This window comes from Streptomyces sp. NPDC032822 (assembly GCF_055578825.1).
Genome location: NZ_JBVIOL010000033.1, coordinates 41,461 through 57,404 on the forward strand (window position 1 = coordinate 41,461; position 15,944 = coordinate 57,404).

General features: G+C 69.4%; 15 protein-coding genes and 4 pseudogenes. 12 read left to right on the forward strand and 7 right to left on the reverse strand.

What is annotated here, in order from left to right; all coding sequences use genetic code 11:
• Window positions 1-24: 24 nt before the first annotated feature.
• Both ACZ5VD_RS42065 and ACZ5VD_RS42070 read left to right on the forward strand, forming a co-directional pair.
• Complete coding sequence (locus ACZ5VD_RS42065) at window positions 25-837, forward strand: phytanoyl-CoA dioxygenase family protein (protein WP_468685760.1); 813 nt, start codon at window positions 25-27, stop codon at window positions 835-837.
• A 57-nt stretch (window positions 838-894) separates the two neighbouring features.
• The gene (locus ACZ5VD_RS42070; protein ID WP_468685761.1) at window positions 895-1,761 is read left to right on the forward strand and encodes an AraC family transcriptional regulator; all 867 of its coding nucleotides are present in this window, start codon (window positions 895-897) and stop codon (window positions 1,759-1,761) included.
• A gap of 322 nt (window positions 1,762-2,083) precedes the next feature.
• On the opposite strand, the gene ACZ5VD_RS42075 is transcribed toward ACZ5VD_RS42070, so the two are convergent.
• Window positions 2,084-2,314 (reverse strand): DUF5133 domain-containing protein, encoded by a 231-nt coding sequence (locus ACZ5VD_RS42075; protein ID WP_468551741.1) that lies wholly within the window; start codon window positions 2,312-2,314, stop codon window positions 2,084-2,086.
• A gap of 1,007 nt (window positions 2,315-3,321) precedes the next feature.
• Here ACZ5VD_RS42075 and ACZ5VD_RS42080 point away from each other — a divergent pair.
• Together ACZ5VD_RS42080 and ACZ5VD_RS42085 are read left to right on the forward strand one after the other, a co-directional pair.
• On the forward strand, window positions 3,322-4,194 hold the full coding sequence (locus ACZ5VD_RS42080) for an SDR family oxidoreductase (protein WP_468551740.1): 873 nt from the start codon (window positions 3,322-3,324) through the stop codon (window positions 4,192-4,194).
• 130 nt (window positions 4,195-4,324) lie between these two features.
• A pseudogene (locus tag ACZ5VD_RS42085) lies at window positions 4,325-4,769 on the forward strand (Tn3 family transposase); the annotation flags it as partial.
• 255 nt (window positions 4,770-5,024) lie between these two features.
• Here ACZ5VD_RS42085 and ACZ5VD_RS42090 read toward each other — a convergent pair.
• Window positions 5,025-5,633 carry a YdeI/OmpD-associated family protein gene (locus ACZ5VD_RS42090; RefSeq protein ID WP_468685777.1) on the reverse strand — a complete coding sequence of 203 codons (609 nt, stop codon included), beginning with the start codon at window positions 5,631-5,633 and terminating at the stop codon, window positions 5,025-5,027.
• A gap of 148 nt (window positions 5,634-5,781) precedes the next feature.
• Between ACZ5VD_RS42090 and ACZ5VD_RS42095 the strand changes: the two genes are divergently transcribed.
• From ACZ5VD_RS42095 to ACZ5VD_RS42105, 3 genes are all read left to right on the forward strand, one after another.
• Window positions 5,782-6,951, forward strand: a complete 1,170-nt coding sequence (locus tag ACZ5VD_RS42095) for a TetR family transcriptional regulator (RefSeq protein ID WP_468685763.1) — start codon at window positions 5,782-5,784, stop codon at window positions 6,949-6,951.
• Window positions 6,948-7,580 carry a transcriptional regulator gene (locus ACZ5VD_RS42100; RefSeq protein ID WP_468685764.1) on the forward strand — a complete coding sequence of 211 codons (633 nt, stop codon included), beginning with the start codon at window positions 6,948-6,950 and terminating at the stop codon, window positions 7,578-7,580. The genes ACZ5VD_RS42095 and ACZ5VD_RS42100 overlap by 4 nt, the downstream gene beginning before the upstream one ends.
• 76 nt (window positions 7,581-7,656) lie before the next feature.
• Window positions 7,657-9,342, forward strand: coding sequence for a pyruvate, phosphate dikinase (locus ACZ5VD_RS42105; RefSeq protein WP_468685766.1), 1,686 nt, complete (start codon window positions 7,657-7,659; stop codon window positions 9,340-9,342).
• A gap of 387 nt (window positions 9,343-9,729) precedes the next feature.
• On the opposite strand, the pseudogene ACZ5VD_RS42110 reads toward ACZ5VD_RS42105, so the two are convergent.
• From ACZ5VD_RS42110 to ACZ5VD_RS42120, 3 genes and pseudogenes are all read right to left on the reverse strand, one after another.
• Window positions 9,730-9,975 (reverse strand): annotated as a pseudogene (locus ACZ5VD_RS42110) (hypothetical protein); the annotation flags it as partial.
• A gap of 101 nt (window positions 9,976-10,076) precedes the next feature.
• Window positions 10,077-10,316 carry a hypothetical protein gene (locus ACZ5VD_RS42115; protein WP_468685768.1) on the reverse strand — a complete coding sequence of 80 codons (240 nt, stop codon included), beginning with the start codon at window positions 10,314-10,316 and terminating at the stop codon, window positions 10,077-10,079.
• 51 nt (window positions 10,317-10,367) lie between these two features.
• Window positions 10,368-10,799, reverse strand: coding sequence for a hypothetical protein (locus ACZ5VD_RS42120; protein ID WP_468685770.1), 432 nt, complete (start codon window positions 10,797-10,799; stop codon window positions 10,368-10,370).
• A 129-nt stretch (window positions 10,800-10,928) separates the two neighbouring features.
• On the opposite strand from ACZ5VD_RS42120, the gene ACZ5VD_RS42125 reads away from it, so the two are divergent.
• Both ACZ5VD_RS42125 and ACZ5VD_RS42130 read left to right on the forward strand, forming a co-directional pair.
• The gene (locus ACZ5VD_RS42125; protein WP_468551732.1) at window positions 10,929-11,429 is read left to right on the forward strand and encodes an NUDIX hydrolase; all 501 of its coding nucleotides are present in this window, start codon (window positions 10,929-10,931) and stop codon (window positions 11,427-11,429) included.
• 162 nt (window positions 11,430-11,591) lie between these two features.
• Window positions 11,592-11,864: pseudogene (locus ACZ5VD_RS42130) on the forward strand (IS5/IS1182 family transposase); the annotation flags it as partial.
• Here ACZ5VD_RS42130 and ACZ5VD_RS42135 read toward each other — a convergent pair.
• Window positions 11,766-12,557, reverse strand: a complete 792-nt coding sequence (locus ACZ5VD_RS42135; RefSeq protein ID WP_468685771.1) for a helix-turn-helix domain-containing protein — start codon at window positions 12,555-12,557, stop codon at window positions 11,766-11,768. The pseudogene ACZ5VD_RS42130 and the gene ACZ5VD_RS42135 sit on opposite strands and share 99 nt — an antisense overlap.
• Between ACZ5VD_RS42135 and ACZ5VD_RS42140 the strand changes: the two genes are divergently transcribed.
• Window positions 12,516-13,319 (forward strand): NAD(P)H-binding protein, encoded by an 804-nt coding sequence (locus ACZ5VD_RS42140; RefSeq protein WP_468685772.1) that lies wholly within the window; start codon window positions 12,516-12,518, stop codon window positions 13,317-13,319. The two genes, ACZ5VD_RS42135 and ACZ5VD_RS42140, sit on opposite strands and share 42 nt — an antisense overlap.
• A 107-nt stretch (window positions 13,320-13,426) precedes the next feature.
• Here ACZ5VD_RS42140 and ACZ5VD_RS42145 read toward each other — a convergent pair.
• A pseudogene (locus ACZ5VD_RS42145) lies at window positions 13,427-13,892 on the reverse strand (transposase); the annotation flags it as partial.
• 107 nt (window positions 13,893-13,999) lie between these two features.
• Between ACZ5VD_RS42145 and ACZ5VD_RS42150 the strand changes: the two are divergent.
• Together ACZ5VD_RS42150 and ACZ5VD_RS42155 are read left to right on the forward strand one after the other, a co-directional pair.
• Complete coding sequence (locus ACZ5VD_RS42150; protein WP_149828807.1) at window positions 14,000-14,494, forward strand: MarR family winged helix-turn-helix transcriptional regulator; 495 nt, start codon at window positions 14,000-14,002, stop codon at window positions 14,492-14,494.
• A 186-nt stretch (window positions 14,495-14,680) separates the two neighbouring features.
• Window positions 14,681-15,820 (forward strand): ABC transporter substrate-binding protein, encoded by a 1,140-nt coding sequence (locus tag ACZ5VD_RS42155; RefSeq protein ID WP_468551728.1) that lies wholly within the window; start codon window positions 14,681-14,683, stop codon window positions 15,818-15,820.
• Window positions 15,821-15,944 lie beyond the last annotated feature (124 nt).

Genomic DNA, 15,944 nt, shown 5'->3' on the forward strand with positions numbered 1-15,944 from the left:
CCGGTGTCGACGCACGATGGCGGCATGGATGACACGACCTTGGTATCCCGTTTCCTTCGCGACGGCTTCGTGAAGCTGGAGGGTGCCGTCGCGCCGCGCGTGGCCGCGGACTGCGCGCGGCTGCTGTGGCGAGAGACGGGCTGCGACCCGGACGACCCCTCGACGTGGACGCAGCCCGTGCACTGGGTGGACGGCATGGCGCTGGGGCCGTTCGCCGCCGCACCCAACTCCCCGTCGCTGCAGCGCGCGTACGACCTCCTCGTCGGCGCGGGACGCTGGGAGCCCCGCTACTCGCTGGGCACGTTCCCGCTGCGCTTCCCGCACGAGGAGGAGCCGGACGACGCGGGCTGGCACATCGAGGGGAGCTATCTGCCGGAGGGCGAGAGCTGGTACTTCACCAATCTGCGCTCGCGGGGCCGAGCGCTGCTGATGCTGTTCCTGTTCAGCGAGGTCGGTGAACAGGACGCCCCGACCCGGATCCGGGTCGGCTCGCATCTCGATGTGCCGAAGGTGCTGGAGAAATACGGGGAGGACGGGGCGAGCGGGCTGACCCTCGCCCCCGATCTGGTGGCCGCGTCCGACCACCGGCCACTCGCCCTTGCCACCGGGTTCCCGGGCGACGTCTTCCTGTGCAATCCGTTCCTGGTGCACGCGGCACAGCCGCACCATGGGGTTCGGCCGCGCTTCATGGCGCAGCCACCGCTGATGCCGGCCGCACCGTACGAACTGGAGCGGGCTGACGGCGCGTACTCACCCGTGGAGATCGCGATTCGCCGGGGTCTGGGACAGCACACACCCGGTCCGGACGGAGAAGGCACCGACCACAGCGGCGGATAGCTGTGCTGCACGGCCACCGCCAGCAGGGCGGTGGTGAGGAAGGGAAGAGGAGCGGGCATGTTGGAGCGGCTGAACCAGGCCCTGGAGCACATCGAGCGCCAGTTGGACCAGAGCATCGACGTAGCCGAGCTGGCACGTATCGCGGCCACCTCGGAGCACCATCTGCGCCGGATGTTCTCCGCGCTCACGGGCATGCCGCTGCCGGAGTACATCCGGCGCCGCCGGCTCACCCTCGCAGGCGCCGAAGTGCTCGCGGGGCACGACACGCTGCTGGAGATCGCCGTGCGCTATGGCTACAGCTCCGGCGAGGCGTTCGCACGTGCGTTCCGTGCCATGCACGGCATCGGACCGGGCGAGGCCCGACGTACCGGCGCCGCACTCATCTCCCAGTCCCGGATGGCCTTCCGCCTCACCATCGAGGGCAGCAACCGCATGCGATACCGCATCGTGGACAAGACGGACTTCACCGTCGTCGGGCTCGCGACCCGGGTACCCCTGGTGCATGCCGGGCCGAACCAGGCGATCATCGACTTCGTCCGTGGGATCGATCCGCAGACCCTGGAGCGCCTGGAGAAGCTGTCGGACCAGGAGCCGCACGGCATCGTCGCGGTCTGCGACGACATGGACCCCAGCCGCGCCGAGGGCACTGAACTCGACTACCACCACGGCGTGATCACCTCCGCGGCCGCTCCGGAGGGCACGACCGCATTGGCCGTCCCGGCCGGCACCTGGGCGGTCTTCACCACCTCCGGGCCGGCTCCGCAGGCCATCCAGGAACTGTGGCGGGACGTGTTCACCGAGTGGTTCCCCTCGAACCCGTATCGCACCCGCACCGGGCCTGAGATCCTGCGCACCCGCCTGTCGCCGGAGAAGACCGAGGCCGACGCCGAATTGTGGCTCGCCGTGGAGCCTGAGCACGGCTGACCACGGCGGCAAACCCCCAGGGCAGGTGCGTGCGAGCGGTTCGGTCGGCCTTTCGCGCCAACCGAACCAGCCGGGCCCCGGCAAGATCAACCTCAGCGCGCTCTTTGGAGCGCTTCGACATGGTCCCCGCCTGGCGTCACACGATCGTTTGACGGCAGGCGGCCGACGCACCGAGTCCGAGAAGAGCGCTCGGGTCTCCGAGGGTGGCCCGGCCTTCAGGCCTGGGTGGAATCGGACTCCGGTCCGCCCCGGGTACGGCAGCCCACAGCCCGTGGCAGTCGCGCTTGGCCGGTCGGCGGTGCGGCCTTCACCGTGGCGCATGTCAGGTGGCGGCCCTCACCGAGTGGACTTCGGCGTGGGCGCCCTGAAGCTGATGGCGGGCGGCTGTCAGCGCCGCGTCGATGTCGCGCGTGCCGGTGGCGATGCACAGGGTGTAGGAGACATCGTCCAGGCGCTGGAGTACCTGGGCGTTGTCCTCCTTGCCGGGGTGGGCCCGCAGGGTTTCGTACTGTTTGAGCAAGTCGGCGAGGACGGTGGGGTGGACCATCATCATGAGAGCGTCTCCCTTTTACGAAGCTGGGGGTGTGACCTCGGGTCACGCGGGGTCCGAGGTGCAGGGGCGAGAAATCGCTGTCGCTGCGAGGGTGCGGCTGTCGGCACACGCATCGGGCAGAGGCGGGACGCCCGTCCCGGTGGCGCCGCGCCCTTGAGTCGATGCCGGCCCGCGTCATCTCGGGGGAGGAACTCCCGCACGCGGCACGTCAGAACAGGGCCGGGGCTCGTTGGGGCAATGACGGCGCGGGGGCAGGGCACAACCCGCCCGGGCCGGCTGCGGAGACACGGGTGCCTCACCGCTGCGCGGGGTGGCAAACGCGCGTGGTACTCATCGGCTCTCTCCTCTCGCCGCACTGCGGACAGACAGTCGCGAGAGGAACTCGGGGCAGCACGCACCGGGGACAGCCGCCTGTCGGCCGCTCTCGCGGGTGGGCCTGACATCCCAAGCACCTGCCGCGCTGTGTGCCCCGCGTCGTAGGACTCAAACCGGTCCGGGCCAGACCATGAGTTCTCCCCCGCTCAGGTGCCACGAGTCGCGGTCCGCCGCGCCGGCTGCGCCTGCCATCCGTGGTGCGCCCCGCGGTACGCCTGCGTTCTCGGCATCCGCCGCCCGGGGCGATCCGTGCGGGATCCGGCATCCACCAGACTCATTCGCATGGCCGCCGAGCATCCCGCCGGGTACCGCCCTTCGCGCGTGGCTGGGGGCTGACACCTGCTCGCCTGTCCCAGCGGGGCCCGGGTCTGCCGTGTGGATCACTGCGGCGGGGGCACCCGGAGCCTCAGCAAGGACGGCGCGCACCCCCTGCGCCTCCCTACAGGCGCCCGGCCCGCTGCCCGGGCGGCGTGCGGTGGTGGAGCGCGGAAACGGGGGCTGCCTCCCGTGAGGCTCGTGCCGGACAGAGGGCGGCTGGGGTCGCGTGCCTCGACGATCGGCTCGACACCCCCCGCTCACCACCCGGTACCGCCGCGCCGTGGCCCGCCGATCTACGACTGAGGAGCAACCCCGTGCCTGAGAACCCCACCGACAAGCACCCCCGCCCCGAATTCCCGCAGCAGGACCAGGACCACCCCGGGTGGACCGGCCCGATGGACCCGCCTCCCGACCATGGCGAAACCTCCTACGAAGGCAGCCGACTCCTCCACGACCGCAAGGCGATAGTGACCGGCGGCGACTCCGGCATCGGCCGGGCCGTGGCCCTCGCCTACGCCCGCGAAGGAGCCGACGTGCTGTTCACCTACCTGCCGCAGGAGGAGCAGGAGGCCACCGAGACCGCACGCCTTGTCGAGGACGCGGGCCGCAAGGCCGTCGCTGTGCCCTGCGACATCCGTGAGGAGGAGCAGTGCCGCCGCCTCGTGGAGCGCGCCCTCAACGAGTTCGGCCACATCGACATCCTCGTCAACAACGCCGCTTACCAGATGTCGCAACCCGACGGGATCGAAGCGATCTCGACAGAACAGTTCGACCGGGTGATGCGCACCAACCTGTACGGCATGTTCTGGCTCTGCAAGATGGCGTTGCCACACATTCCCGCAGGCGGTTCCATCATCAACACCACGTCCGTGCAGGCATACAAGCCGAGCCCGCATCTGCTCGACTACGCGATGACGAAGGGCGCGATCGTGACCTTCACCCAGGGGCTCGCGCAGATGCTGTCCTCGGCCGGCATTCGCGTCAACGCCGTGGCGCCCGGCCCGGTATGGACTCCGTTGATCCCGGCGACACTCCCGGACACGGCCGAGTTCGGCAAGCAATCACCGCTCGGGCGGCCCGCCCAGCCGGCCGAGATGGCGCCGGCCTTCGTCTTCCTCGCCTCACCCCAGGCGAGTTTCATCACCGCCGAGATCCTGAACGCCACGGGCGGCACTCCCCTGCCGTGAGGAAGGGGAGGAAACTGACTCGCTTGGTCCATCGCTCGGTCGCCGGGGAGGCCCAGCCCATTCGGCGCTCGCCCCGCAGGTGTTTCACCGGGGCCGGACCGGAGCGCGGCATCAGATGCAGTCCCTCAGAGATGCCGTCAACGACCAGGTCGCCGGCATCGGCGCGATGGTCGTGCGTGGCACCCCGCTCGACAGCCTCTACATCCTGGACGCCCTGCTGGACCTCGACGGCGGCGCGCCCGGAGACGGTGGCGAGCGACAACGCCCCCGCTCCGGCGTGGCCTTGGGCCTGGACAAGAGGATCGGCTTCCGCTTCTCTCCGCACTTCCGCGACCTCGTCGACCAGCGGTTGCGGCGCGCCTGCCTGCCCAGCGGCGAGGAGGCGGCCACCGGACGGGCCGCTGGAGGACGTGGCCTGCAACAAGGTCAACCTCAAGGAAATCGCCACGCATGGGCCGGACATGCTCCGCGGAGCCGGTTCGCTCATCACCAACCAGGTCCGGGCTTACGACCTGCTGCGGATCCTCGGCCGCGAAAGCCGTCCGGCCCCTGTGGGAGCAGCGTTCGCCGAGTACAGATCGACAAAACCACGCGCCTCCTCGCCATAGCCCCGCGCTTTCACGGGGCGAACTGTCCGCTTGAATCAAGAGATCAGAAGGTGTCCCTGCCCAACGGGAGCGAGGATGACCGGGTCTTCGATCTTGAGCGGTGCGTCTGCTCAGGGCCTTTGACGTTTCGTTACGCTCAGCGACGGCGGTTGGTGGCTGCTGTGGGGGCGGCAGGCGCGCCGGGAGTCCGGGGCGGCACCCGGCCACGGTTCCTTTCCGTGACTACGGGTGCAGCTTCTCGCCCTTCGCCAGCATCGCTACGTACTTTTCGATCCGGCGTGCCCGGGTCTCGGCCTTCTTGGCGTCGTGGATCCGGTACAGGATCGCGTAGCGGTTCTGCCGGTCCAGTGTCTCGAAGAACTCCGCCGCGGCCGGGTCGGCGGTCAGGGCCGCGGTGAGGTCGTCCGGGACTGTGGCGGTCTTCGCGCCGTCGTAGGCCGCTTCCCAGCGGCCGTCTGCCTTGGCGCGGTCGACCTCGGCCTGTCCCGGCGGATGCATCCGGCCCTGCTCGATCAGGGCGGCGACCTTGTCCCGGTTGACTTTGGACCACTTGCTGCGTGGCCTGCGTGGGGTGAACCGCTGGAGCCACCACTGGTCGTCGCACTTTGCCTTCTGGCCGTCGATCCAGCCGTAGCAGAGTGCCGCGTCGAGCGCCTGCGTGTAGTCGAGCGCGGTGATTCCGGGGCCCTTCTTGCGAAGCTTGAGCCAGATGCCGGGCGAGACGGCGTGGTTCTCGCCGAGCCATGCCTGGAATGCCTCGGCGGATTCGAATGCGACGGTCTCCAAGTCCTGAGTCACCCCAGCAGCGAACCACACCCGGCCGATCGTCATGAGGTATCCCGCGAAGGCCAGGCTTTCGGATGTTCTCACCATCGGGATGTTCTGGGTATCTTGTGTCGTGAGCGCCAACACCTGTGCTGCGGCGCGGGAACGGCTCCGCACCGAACGGCTACGCATCAATGGACGGAAGGAGTCGCAGATGGGCCGGTTGACCCGGGCGCAGCAGCAGGAGCGCACCCGCGCCGCTGTGCTGACCGCGGCGAAGGCCGAGTTCACCGAGCACGGATACGCCATGGCGAAGGTGGACCGGATCGCCGAGCGGGCCGAACTGACGCGTGGCGCCGTCTACTCGAACTTCCCGAGCAAACGCGCCCTCTATCTGGCGGTGTTGATCGACATGGTCGAGGGCGGCGTCGGCGCGGAGGACAGCGTCGGCGTCGAGTCCCCCCGCCCGCCGACTTCCCCCGCCCGGGCCTCCACCGCCGGGGCCCTCGGCGCCTTCGCCCGGATCCGGCTCGGACGACTGCCGCTGGCCGACCACACCCCCTCCATCGGCCGCGTGCGGCTGCGTGCCCTGGCCGAGGTGCTCGATGACGAACCGATGCGCGCCGCGTTCGGCCAAGTCACGTGCCTGGAGGCACTGTTGCTCGCACTCACGCTGGAGTCGCTGGACTCGCGCGGGTCCGTCGTCGCGCCGCCCGCGCGCCAGGTACGGCGGGCTCAACTCGTCCTGCGGCTGCTGGACGGCCCGGGCGCCTCGGCGGATCCGGCACTCGGATTCGGAGACCCCTTCGACATCGCGCAGGCCTGCGCGCACCTGGCCGGGCTTCCCCTCGCCGACACCTGGAACCCGCCGCACTTGCCCTACGTCCCGCCCGCGCAAGCCTGCCGCGACCCGTGGGACCCGCCGCAGGAGCTGCGGGACCTGCTCGACCCGCGTCCGGTCGGGTTCGCCGAGGACAGCGTGATCACGGTCCTCGGCACCCGCCGCCTCGAAGCCGCGGAAGAGGCCGTCCGCGCCGCACCGGCCGGTGACCAGGTCACCGTGGCCGTCACCACCGCCGCCCCCGCCGAGATCGGCCGCCTCGTCCGACTGAGAATCGGCGACTTCGCCCACAGCCTGGGGCGCGTGTTCGGCCCCGACGATCGGCCTGGCCTGCGTCTCGTCCTCGACGACCGCGGCCTGCTGGCGTCGGCCGTCGGCGTTCCCGACGCCGACGACACCACCGAGTACGCGGTCCGCGTTCAGAACGACACGATCGTCACCCGAGCCCAAGGACCAGGTGCCGCGTATGCCGCGGCCACGGCCACCGTCCACCGCACCACCGCAGACGTCTCCCACACCGAACCCGATGGGGCCGCGCCATGACCCAGCCCGTTTCGTCCAACGCCACCAGCACCGAGCTGCTGGTGCTCCACACCCTTCGCTGCATCGGCTTCTCGGGACTGTCCGCCGTGGCCGGAGCCACAGGACTGCCCGAATCCGACGTCGAGTCGGAGCTGATCGACCTCGCCGTCGCCGGGCTCGTCACACGCACCGCGGGCGACTTCGGCGGCTGGGGTCTCACGGACACCGGCCGCGCCGCCGACGCCGAGCGGATCGCCGACGAGGTCGCGGCGGCCGGTGTGCGGCCCGCGCTGTCCGCGACCTTCGACCGGTTCCTCGTCCTCAACCCCGAACTGCTCGACCTGTGCACGGCCTGGCAGACCCGCACCGTCGACGGCCGCATGACGATGAACAACCACAGCGACTCCTCGTACGACGCCCGGGTCCTCGACCGGTTCACGGAGTTCCACCAGCGTGCCGAGCCGCTGTGCGCGGAGCTGTCCGCGGCGCTGCTCCGGTTCCAGCGCTACCCTGTCCGGCTCGCCGACGCGCTCGCCCGCGCCAGGTCCGGCGCCATGGAGTATGTGACGGACAGCACCGCCTCGTATCACACCGTGTGGTTCCAGCTCCACGAGGACCTGCTGACCACCCTCGGCATCCCGCGCCACTGACCCGCGGTTCGCCGCCCCGTGGCACACCTCTCCCCCGCAGCCGAATCAGCAGAGGCGACGCAGAGATGACAACGCGATGACCTGGATCCACCCGCTCTCGGCAGAGGTCGAGGAGACCGTGGACGTCCTCGGCGGCAAGGCCCACGGGCTCATCGTGCTCCGGCGTCTGGGGCTGCCCGTGCCACCGGGGTTCGTCATCAGTACGGAGGCATGCCGCGCCTACCTCCTCACCGGGAAGGTGCCCGACGGCCTCGACATCGAACTGGCGGACGCTGTGCGCAACTTGGAGGCCGCAGCGCACCGTACGCTCGGCGGACCGGAGCGGCCGCTGGCCGTGTCGGTCCGCTCCGGCGGCCCCGTGTCGATGCCCGGCATGATGAGCACCGTCCTCAACCTCGGACTCACCTCCGAGGCGACCGTCGCGCTGGCCGAGGAGACGGGCGACCCGCGCTTCGCGCTGGACTCGCGGCTTCGCTTCCTGACCAGCTTCGCCTCGGAGGTCGTGGGCGTGGGCCGGCACAGCCTGGCGGACGCGGAGCAGATCCTGGCAGGCACGGAGCGGGCCATCGGCGGGCAGGACGACGACTTGAGCGGCTTGGAAACGGCGATCCGCGAGGTCGAGCGGCTGATCCGCGACCAGAGCGGCGAGTCCGTACCCGACGACGCGGCCCGGCAGTTGGAGCTGGCCGTGGAGGCGGTGTTCTCCTCGTGGGACACCCCGCGCGCCAAGACCTACCGCGCGCTGCACGACATCCCCGACGACCTCGGCACGGCGGTCACCGTCCAGGCGATGGTGTTCGGCAACCGCGACGAGCGCAGCGGTACGGGTGTCGCTTTCAGCCGCGATCCCAACACCGGCGAGCAGGTTCCGTTCGGAGAGGTGCTGTTCGGCCGGCAGGGCGACGACGTCGTCTCCGGCACCTCACTCACCGGCCCCCTGAGCGAGCTGGCCGACCGGGAACCCGCTGTGTGGGCAGGGCTGTTGGCGGCGCTGGACCGGCTGGAAGAGCATTACCGCGACGCGTGTTACGCCGAATTCACCTTCGAGGAAGACGATTTGTGGATCCTCCAGGTGCGCCCCGGGCGGTTCGTCGGGCGTGCCGCGGTCCGGGTCGCGGTGGATCTCGCCGAGGCGGGCACGATCGGGCGCGACGAGGCCCTGTTGCGCGTCTCGCCCCAGCAGCTCGCCCAGGTGCGGACCCCGCGGATCACGGAGATCGATCCGCGGGACGTCTTCACCCGAGGGGCCGGGGCTTCCCCCGGAGTCGCCGTCGGCCGGGTGGCCACCACCGCCGACAGCGCGGCGCGGCTGGCGGTCGGTGGACCGGTCGTCCTGCTGCGCCCCGAGACTTCGCCGCTCGACATGCACGGCCTGGCCGCCGCGACCGGAGTCGTCACCGCACGCGGCGGGCCGACCAGTCACGCGGCCGTGGTGGCGCGGGCGATGGGAAAGCCCGCCGTCGTGGGGGCCGCGGGCCTCACCGTCGACGCCGCCGCGGGCTGTGTCCGGGCGGGCGGGCGCGTCCTGCCCGAAGGCACACTCATCGCCCTCGACGGGACGAGCGGCGAGGTCGTCGTGGGCGAGCCCCACGTCGCCACGGACGCGACCGACCCTCACCTGCACCAGTTGCTCAGCTGGGCGGACGACGTCGCGGGCGGCTCCGGCGACGACCGTGACGAGACGGAACGCCTGGCCTCGGCGCAGGCCGTCTTGCGCGGTGCCGGTCAAGGGGCGCCCGGCCGCACCCACGGGCTCCGGTAAGGCAGGGGGCCTGGTGACTGGACGCTGGGCGACCGGGTGCCGGACGACTTGGTGCTGAGCGACTTGGTGCTGACAGCCCAGCGAGCGGCAGATCCTTCAACCTGCCCGCCGCCCGCTGACGTCAGCGTTTCCCCACGGCCCACCGGTACAGCGCCCGCTGTCGCCGGGTCAGGGAGCTCGGCTGATGCCGCGGACGGTCAGATGTGGCCTCCCAGGCGGACCCGCCCCTCCGGAAGTGCAGCGCGTGGCGGCGCAGGAAGGAGGCGCGGAGAACGGGCGGGCCCAATTTCGCCATCTCCGGGTTCTCTTCCGAACCGCCCCTGCTCGTCTCGGGGTATGTCGAGGGCTGGATCCCCGACGGGCCGATCACCATCGACGGCTGATCTCGTCCTCTACGGGGACGAGGACCGCCAGGTCGAACTTCTTCTCCCGGGGAGACTGGACGATCTCGACCCGGCGCCAGGAAGAGAGGAAGCGGGCGACCTCCTGGACCGGGCGGACGGTCGCCGACAGTCCGATACGCCGGGCCGGGCGGTGCAGCAGCACATCGAGCCGCTCCAGGGAAAGGGCCAAGTGCGCCCCTCGCCTGCTGCCCGCGACCGCGTGCACCTCGTCGATGATCACCTTCTCGACACGGCAGGAGTATCTCTTCAGGCCGTAGCCGTCCCTCTCGGGCCGTGAAAGATGGTGTCGGACTCGCGCAGCCAGGTCATGTCCATGCTGGCCTGCCAGAGTTACCTGGCGTTGTCACGGTCGCGGGAGAGAGATGCTGACGGTGCCTGCACTCCTCGGTCGATGTGGGTGCCGGTTGTGGTGGCCAGGGCGGGGTCGGTGATGAGCTTCGCGAGCGCGGCGCCGGATGCTGTGGAGGTGCCCTGCGTCCCGATCGGCTTGCCCATCACGGCGCCGAAGACTCTCGTCGCACCGCGCACGAAGGCGATCCCGGTGGGTGCGGCGAAGCCGGTGCCGGGCATGGCGCCGGGGTTGAAAGCGTTGACGGTGATGTGTCGGTCGGTCCGTGTGTCCTACCAGAGGGTGGACGGTCCCGCGACGACCCAGCCAGCGTCGGTCTGCTTGATCCAAAAGCCGAGTGACACCTCGATCACCTGGGCGCGGTAGGTGACCTCGGCGTAGAAATGACTGCCAGTGTGGCCCCAGTTGAAGTCCCCGAGATCGAGGTCGCGGAGCCAGGACAGGTCCCGCTCCCACGCATGGGCCGCAGGGCCGCAGCTCGCCTCCTCCGCATCGGCGCTCGCTCCGACCGAGCCGGCCCAGAGCGACTTGAGCACATGCCGGACTGACGAGTGATCGACGAGCTGTTCGGCCTCAGGGACCCTCCCCGCTCGGAGCAGGCTGAAGTAGCGGCGAACGACCGCTTCGACGTCGGTCTTGGCAGGGCGCTCCGTCCAGATCATCACCACGAGATCGTAGAGGTCCGGATGACTGAGCCTGAGCACGACAGGTGTCGTATGTGCACGACACCTGTCGCCGTCCGCGTCCGGCCTCCTGGCGCAGGTGCTCTTGGACCGGCCCTCGCGGGTCTCCGAGAAGCGGCGTTGTCGGTGGGCTCTGCCAGGGTGTGCGTCGTGGACGAACTGGTGGAGCATGTCGACGATCAAGATCGCGTACTGGGGGTGGTCAGCCGTCGGCAGGCCATCCGGGAGAGTTGGCTACATCGGGTCGCCGTGACGGTGTGCCGTGATGAGCGTGGCCGGATCCTCGTCCACCGACGGTCGGAGGAGCTGTCGCGCTTCCCCGGGCTCTATGAGGTCGAGGTCGGCGGCGCCGCGAATGTCGGCGAGTCCTACGAACGCGCCGCCGCGCGGGAACTGGCCGAAGAGCTGGGCATTCGCGCGCTGCCTCGCCTGCTGTTCACGTTCATCAACCGCAGCGGCTTGAGCCCTCACTGGCTCGGCGTGCACGAAGCCGTGGTGCCGGACGCCGTGGCCGCCGATCCCGATGAGGTCGCCTGGCATGGCTGGCTCACCGAGCCGGAGCTGCGGTCGGCCCTGCTGGAGTGGCGCTTCACCCCCGACAGCCACGAAGCCTTCAGCCGGTATCGCGCGTTCCGGACGGCGCAGTCCTGACCTTGCTCGCCTCGCGGGCTGGGACGCCTGCTTGGAGTCGTCGTCAACTTGCCTGCAATAGGAAGTCACGCAGATAGGCGCGATGGGGCACCTCAGGAGAAGAAGAGGCATACGGCTTGGTGATCATGGGGAGTGCGACGCTCTGTGATCACCGGGAGACCTGTGCCTGCCTTGCCGTCATGGCTGACCGAACCCTTGTGGGACCAATTCGCGGCGCTGCTTCCGCAGCGGCCCGTCCACGATCCAACCCACCCGCTGGGCCGCCACCGCACGCGGATCAGCGATCGGACCATCTTCGACAAGCCGCTGCAACTCCTCCTTTGCCAGTCTGGGAACTCAGGGCGTGCACAAAGTCGCGGCGGGGCGCCGCCCCGCGGTGAACGCGGCCGGCGGGACACCCATGAAGCGGCGGAACTCGGCCGTCATGTGGGACTGGTCGTAGTAGCCGGCCGTCGCGGCGATGTCCGCCCATCGGCCCGCATCGGCCGCGAGCACGGTGCGAACGCGGTCGATGCGTGCGAAGTGCTTGGGGGACAAGCCGGTGCCGTCGGTGAACAGGGCGTGCAGGCGGCGCTCACTGATGCGCAACCGGGCCGCGGTTGCGGTGACAGTGGTGCCGACCAGTAGACGCGCCGCCTCTTCGAGCCGCTCCGACGGCTCCGGGCGGTCGGCCAATGCTTTTTCGAGAGCGGTCACCGGGTCGACGGCGAGCTGGTCGACGTCCAGGCCCGGTAGTTCGCGGAGCGGCAGGGCACGGTCGGCGAGATCGTTCAGCGGACGGCCGAGCAGGGCTTGGGCACGCCCCGGCCGCATGCGAACCTGCACGCACGAGTGGCCGGGCGCGGCGACGTGATATGCGGCCCGGGTGCGGGGGCCCATGACGATCAGCTCGCGCTTGTCAGTGCGCAGGAGAAGTGTGGTGGCGTGATCGGGCACATCGACCACCGCCGAAGCACCCGCCGTAGCGACATCGATTCCGGCCACCCAACGCACAAGGGCAGGCGGCACGTTGAGAGAACTCACGCGGCCCACGATAGTGCCGAAAATTCCTATCACGCAGTGTGAGAGCCCTGTCATCGTCGGGCCATGATCCTTGTTACCGGTGCCACCGGCACCATCGGTAGTCATGTCGTGCGTCTGCTCACCGAGCGGGGCGTGCCGTTCCGGGCGATATCCCGCTGCGAGCGGCCCGGCGGGGTGCGGGCCGACTTCGACGACCCGGCGTCGCTGGCGCACGCGGTGGCCGACGTCGACACGGTCTTCCTGGTGACCGTGCCCCCCGTGCCGACCGCGGACCACGACATCGCCCTGGTGACGGCCGCGCGGGCGGCGGGCGTCCGTAAGATCGTCAAGTTGTCCGCGATCGGCAGCGGCGAGCGGTTCGACGGGGCGACCGTCGGCGCGTGGCATGTGGCCGCGGAGGAGGCGATCGAGGCCAGCGGGCTCGTGTGGACGATGCTTCGCCCGCCGAGCTTCGCCTCGAACTTCTTGTGGTACCGGGCGCTGATCCAGGCCGGAGAACCGATCCCGAACCTGGTCGGCGACTCCCGGCAGGCCATCGTCGACCCGAGGGACGTGGCTGCGGTCGCCGTCGCCGCCATGACCAGCGATGCACACGATGGGCAGCGGTACGACCTGACCGGGCCAGAGCTGCTGACGTTCGCAGATCAGGCGACGACCCTGGAGGGCGTGCTGGAACGGCCGGTCAAGATCGTCCACACGAATGCGCTCGACCAGTTGCCGGCCGGGATGGCCACTGGCATCGGCTGGGCGCGCACCGGCGGTGCGGCCTACATCACCGACCACGTGCCGCAGGTGCTCGGCCGGTCGGCGGGCACGTTCGAGCAGTGGGCACGCGACCACCGGCAGGCATTCGCGGCAATGCCGTAACCCACCGCTGCGGACGGCTGCCAGACTCTGTTAGCTCAAGGGACAGCGCCCGTTCTCCCTTGGTGCTGCGCTGGAGCTGGTGAGAAGTCGCGCAGATGGGTGTGTGGTCATGGTCGCCGGGTGGGGCGGTCGACCCAGCGGTGGGTGGTCCAGGCGCGGCGAGTGAGGTTACGCACGGTGATGACGGCATCCGTAAGGTCGAAGAAGGCATCGATGACATCGATCCGGCGTTCGTAGGCAACGTGCGAGTCGATGGAAGGCGTTCTGCCAGGCGTGGGTGCGCTCTACGTGCCAGCGCCCTGTGGCCTGGACGGGAGCTTCCTCGCCCTTGTGTGCGATCCGGTCTCGCAGCCCGTGTTCGTCGAGGGTGGTGCGGGTCTTGCCCGAGTCGTAGCCGGCGTCCAGGTGCACGGTGATGTCGTGGGGCAGCGGGCCCAGGCCGTCCAGAAGGTCCAAGGTCGGGGCGAGCAGCCGCGCGTCGTGGCAGTTCGCTCCGGCCAGGACGCGGCCCCGCGGGATGCCGTAGCCGTCTGTCATCCCCGAGCGTTTGAGGCCCTGTTTGTCCCGGTCGACCTTCGCCTCATCCAGTACGGATAACCACCTCAATACCGGTGCTCTCAGGCCCCCGGAACCGCGTCTGAGCGACGGCCCTCAAAGGAGCTCTCACTAGAGTGCGATCCATGGAACCCCGTTGGCTCTCCCCCGAGGAGCAGCGCGCCTGGCGCGCCTACCGCGACCTCAGCCTGGTGCTAGAGGACGCTCTCGACCAGCAACTGCGGCACAAGGCCGACCTCAGCCACCTGTACTACTCGGTGATGGTGTTCCTCTCGGAGGCCCCCGAGCGACGGCTGCGCATGACAGACCTCGCCGAACAGCTGAAGATCGCCCGGACACGGCTCTCCTACACCGTCAGCCGCATGGAGGAGCGCGGCTGGGTGCGCCGCGAGGACGCGCCGGGGGACGGACGGGCTCAGCTCGCCGTGCTGACGGACGAGGGGCTGACCGCCCTTGAGCAGGCCGCCCCCAGTCACGTCGCCACCGTCCGGGCTGCCGTCTTCGACCGGCTGACACCCGAGCAGGCGCGCGCCTTCGGTGAAGCGTGCGAGATCATCCTCAACGGCCTCACGGGCCCGGACCGCCCGGCCTTCCCCGCAGACCTCCCCTGGCGTCGCTGATCTCCTCCAGAGGCAGAGACAGAGGCAGAGGCAGCGCGCCGAACTCCATCCTTCCTGACTACCCTCCATGATCACCCAGACACTCACCGAGATTTCTTGCAGATTTGCAGCACCTGTCCTAGGGTGAAAGCAGTTAGTTGAAGCATCAAGCTTCCCCTTCTTGTCCCCACCACGAAGGAGTCGAGTGTGAAGTCCCACCGCAAGACATGGGCCGTCGCCGCCGCCCTGGGCGTACTTGCCGCGAGCGGTGCCACCATCGCCGCCGCCACCCCTTCTCCGGAACCCGCCCCCAAGCGCACGGGTGAAGAAGACCAGTTGCAGAAGCTGTACAAGGAGGCCGCGGCCGAGGGCGGCCGCCTGGTTGTCTACGCCGGCGGTGACAAGCCGGGCCAGGCGGACTACCTCAAGGACGCGTTCGTCAAGAAGTTCCCCAAGATGAAGGTCGACATCATTGTCGACTTCAGCAAGAACCACGATGCCCGAGTCGACAACCAGATCGCCGAGCACCACGTGGTGGCCGACGTCGTCCACCTCCAGACCGTCGACGACTTCCCGCGCTGGAAGAAGGAAGGAGTGCTGCAGAAGTACAAGCCGGCCGGCTGGAACAAGGTCTTCAACCAGATCAAGGACAAGGACGGCTACTACACCGGCCTGTTCTTCTTCGCCTTCTCCAACGTCACGGCCACCAAGCTCGGCGACGACGCGCCCGTCGAGGCCAAGGACTTCCTCAAGCCCGAGTTCAAGAACAAGCTCGTTTTCACCTACCCGAACGACGATGACGCCGTCCTCTACTACTTCAAACAGCTCACCGACAAGTACGGCTTCGACTACCTGAAGAAGCTGCTCGCCCAGCACCCGAAGTTCGTCCGCGGCACCCAGGACTCCGCCGACCTGGTCGGCTCCGACAACTACGTGGCGAGCTTCGGCACGAGTGGAGGCGTCCCGGGCGTCGCTGAGACCACCCTGCCGAAGAAGTCGCCGTGGGTCGCCTGGCCGCAGACCGGTGCCATCCTCAAGAACGCCCCGCACAAGGCCGCCGCCAAGCTCTACCTGAGCTGGCTGCTGTCCAAGGACGCCCAACGCGACTCCATAGGCACATGGAGCGCCCGCACCGACGTCGCCGCGCCGGCGGGCCGCAAGGGCATCTTCGACTACGAGAACATGAACCCGCTCGGTCTCGGCGAGTTCATGAGCAACCGCACCGCCCTCGACCGCTACAAGGCCCGTATCAATCTCTACGTCGGCGACGTGAAGGGCGTGAACCCCTCCGACCCGCAGAGCGTGCTCGGCCTGTACCCCGTCAACCAGGACGGCACCCAGGGCTGACGACCGTTCTCCACCCCCCTCTGCTCCCCACTAGGGCCTGTGTGAGGTCGTGATCATTCTCGGGTTCTGGTCCCGTGCGGGGACGGGACCTGGTAGGACGCTGGGTGTGACACGTACGCAACTC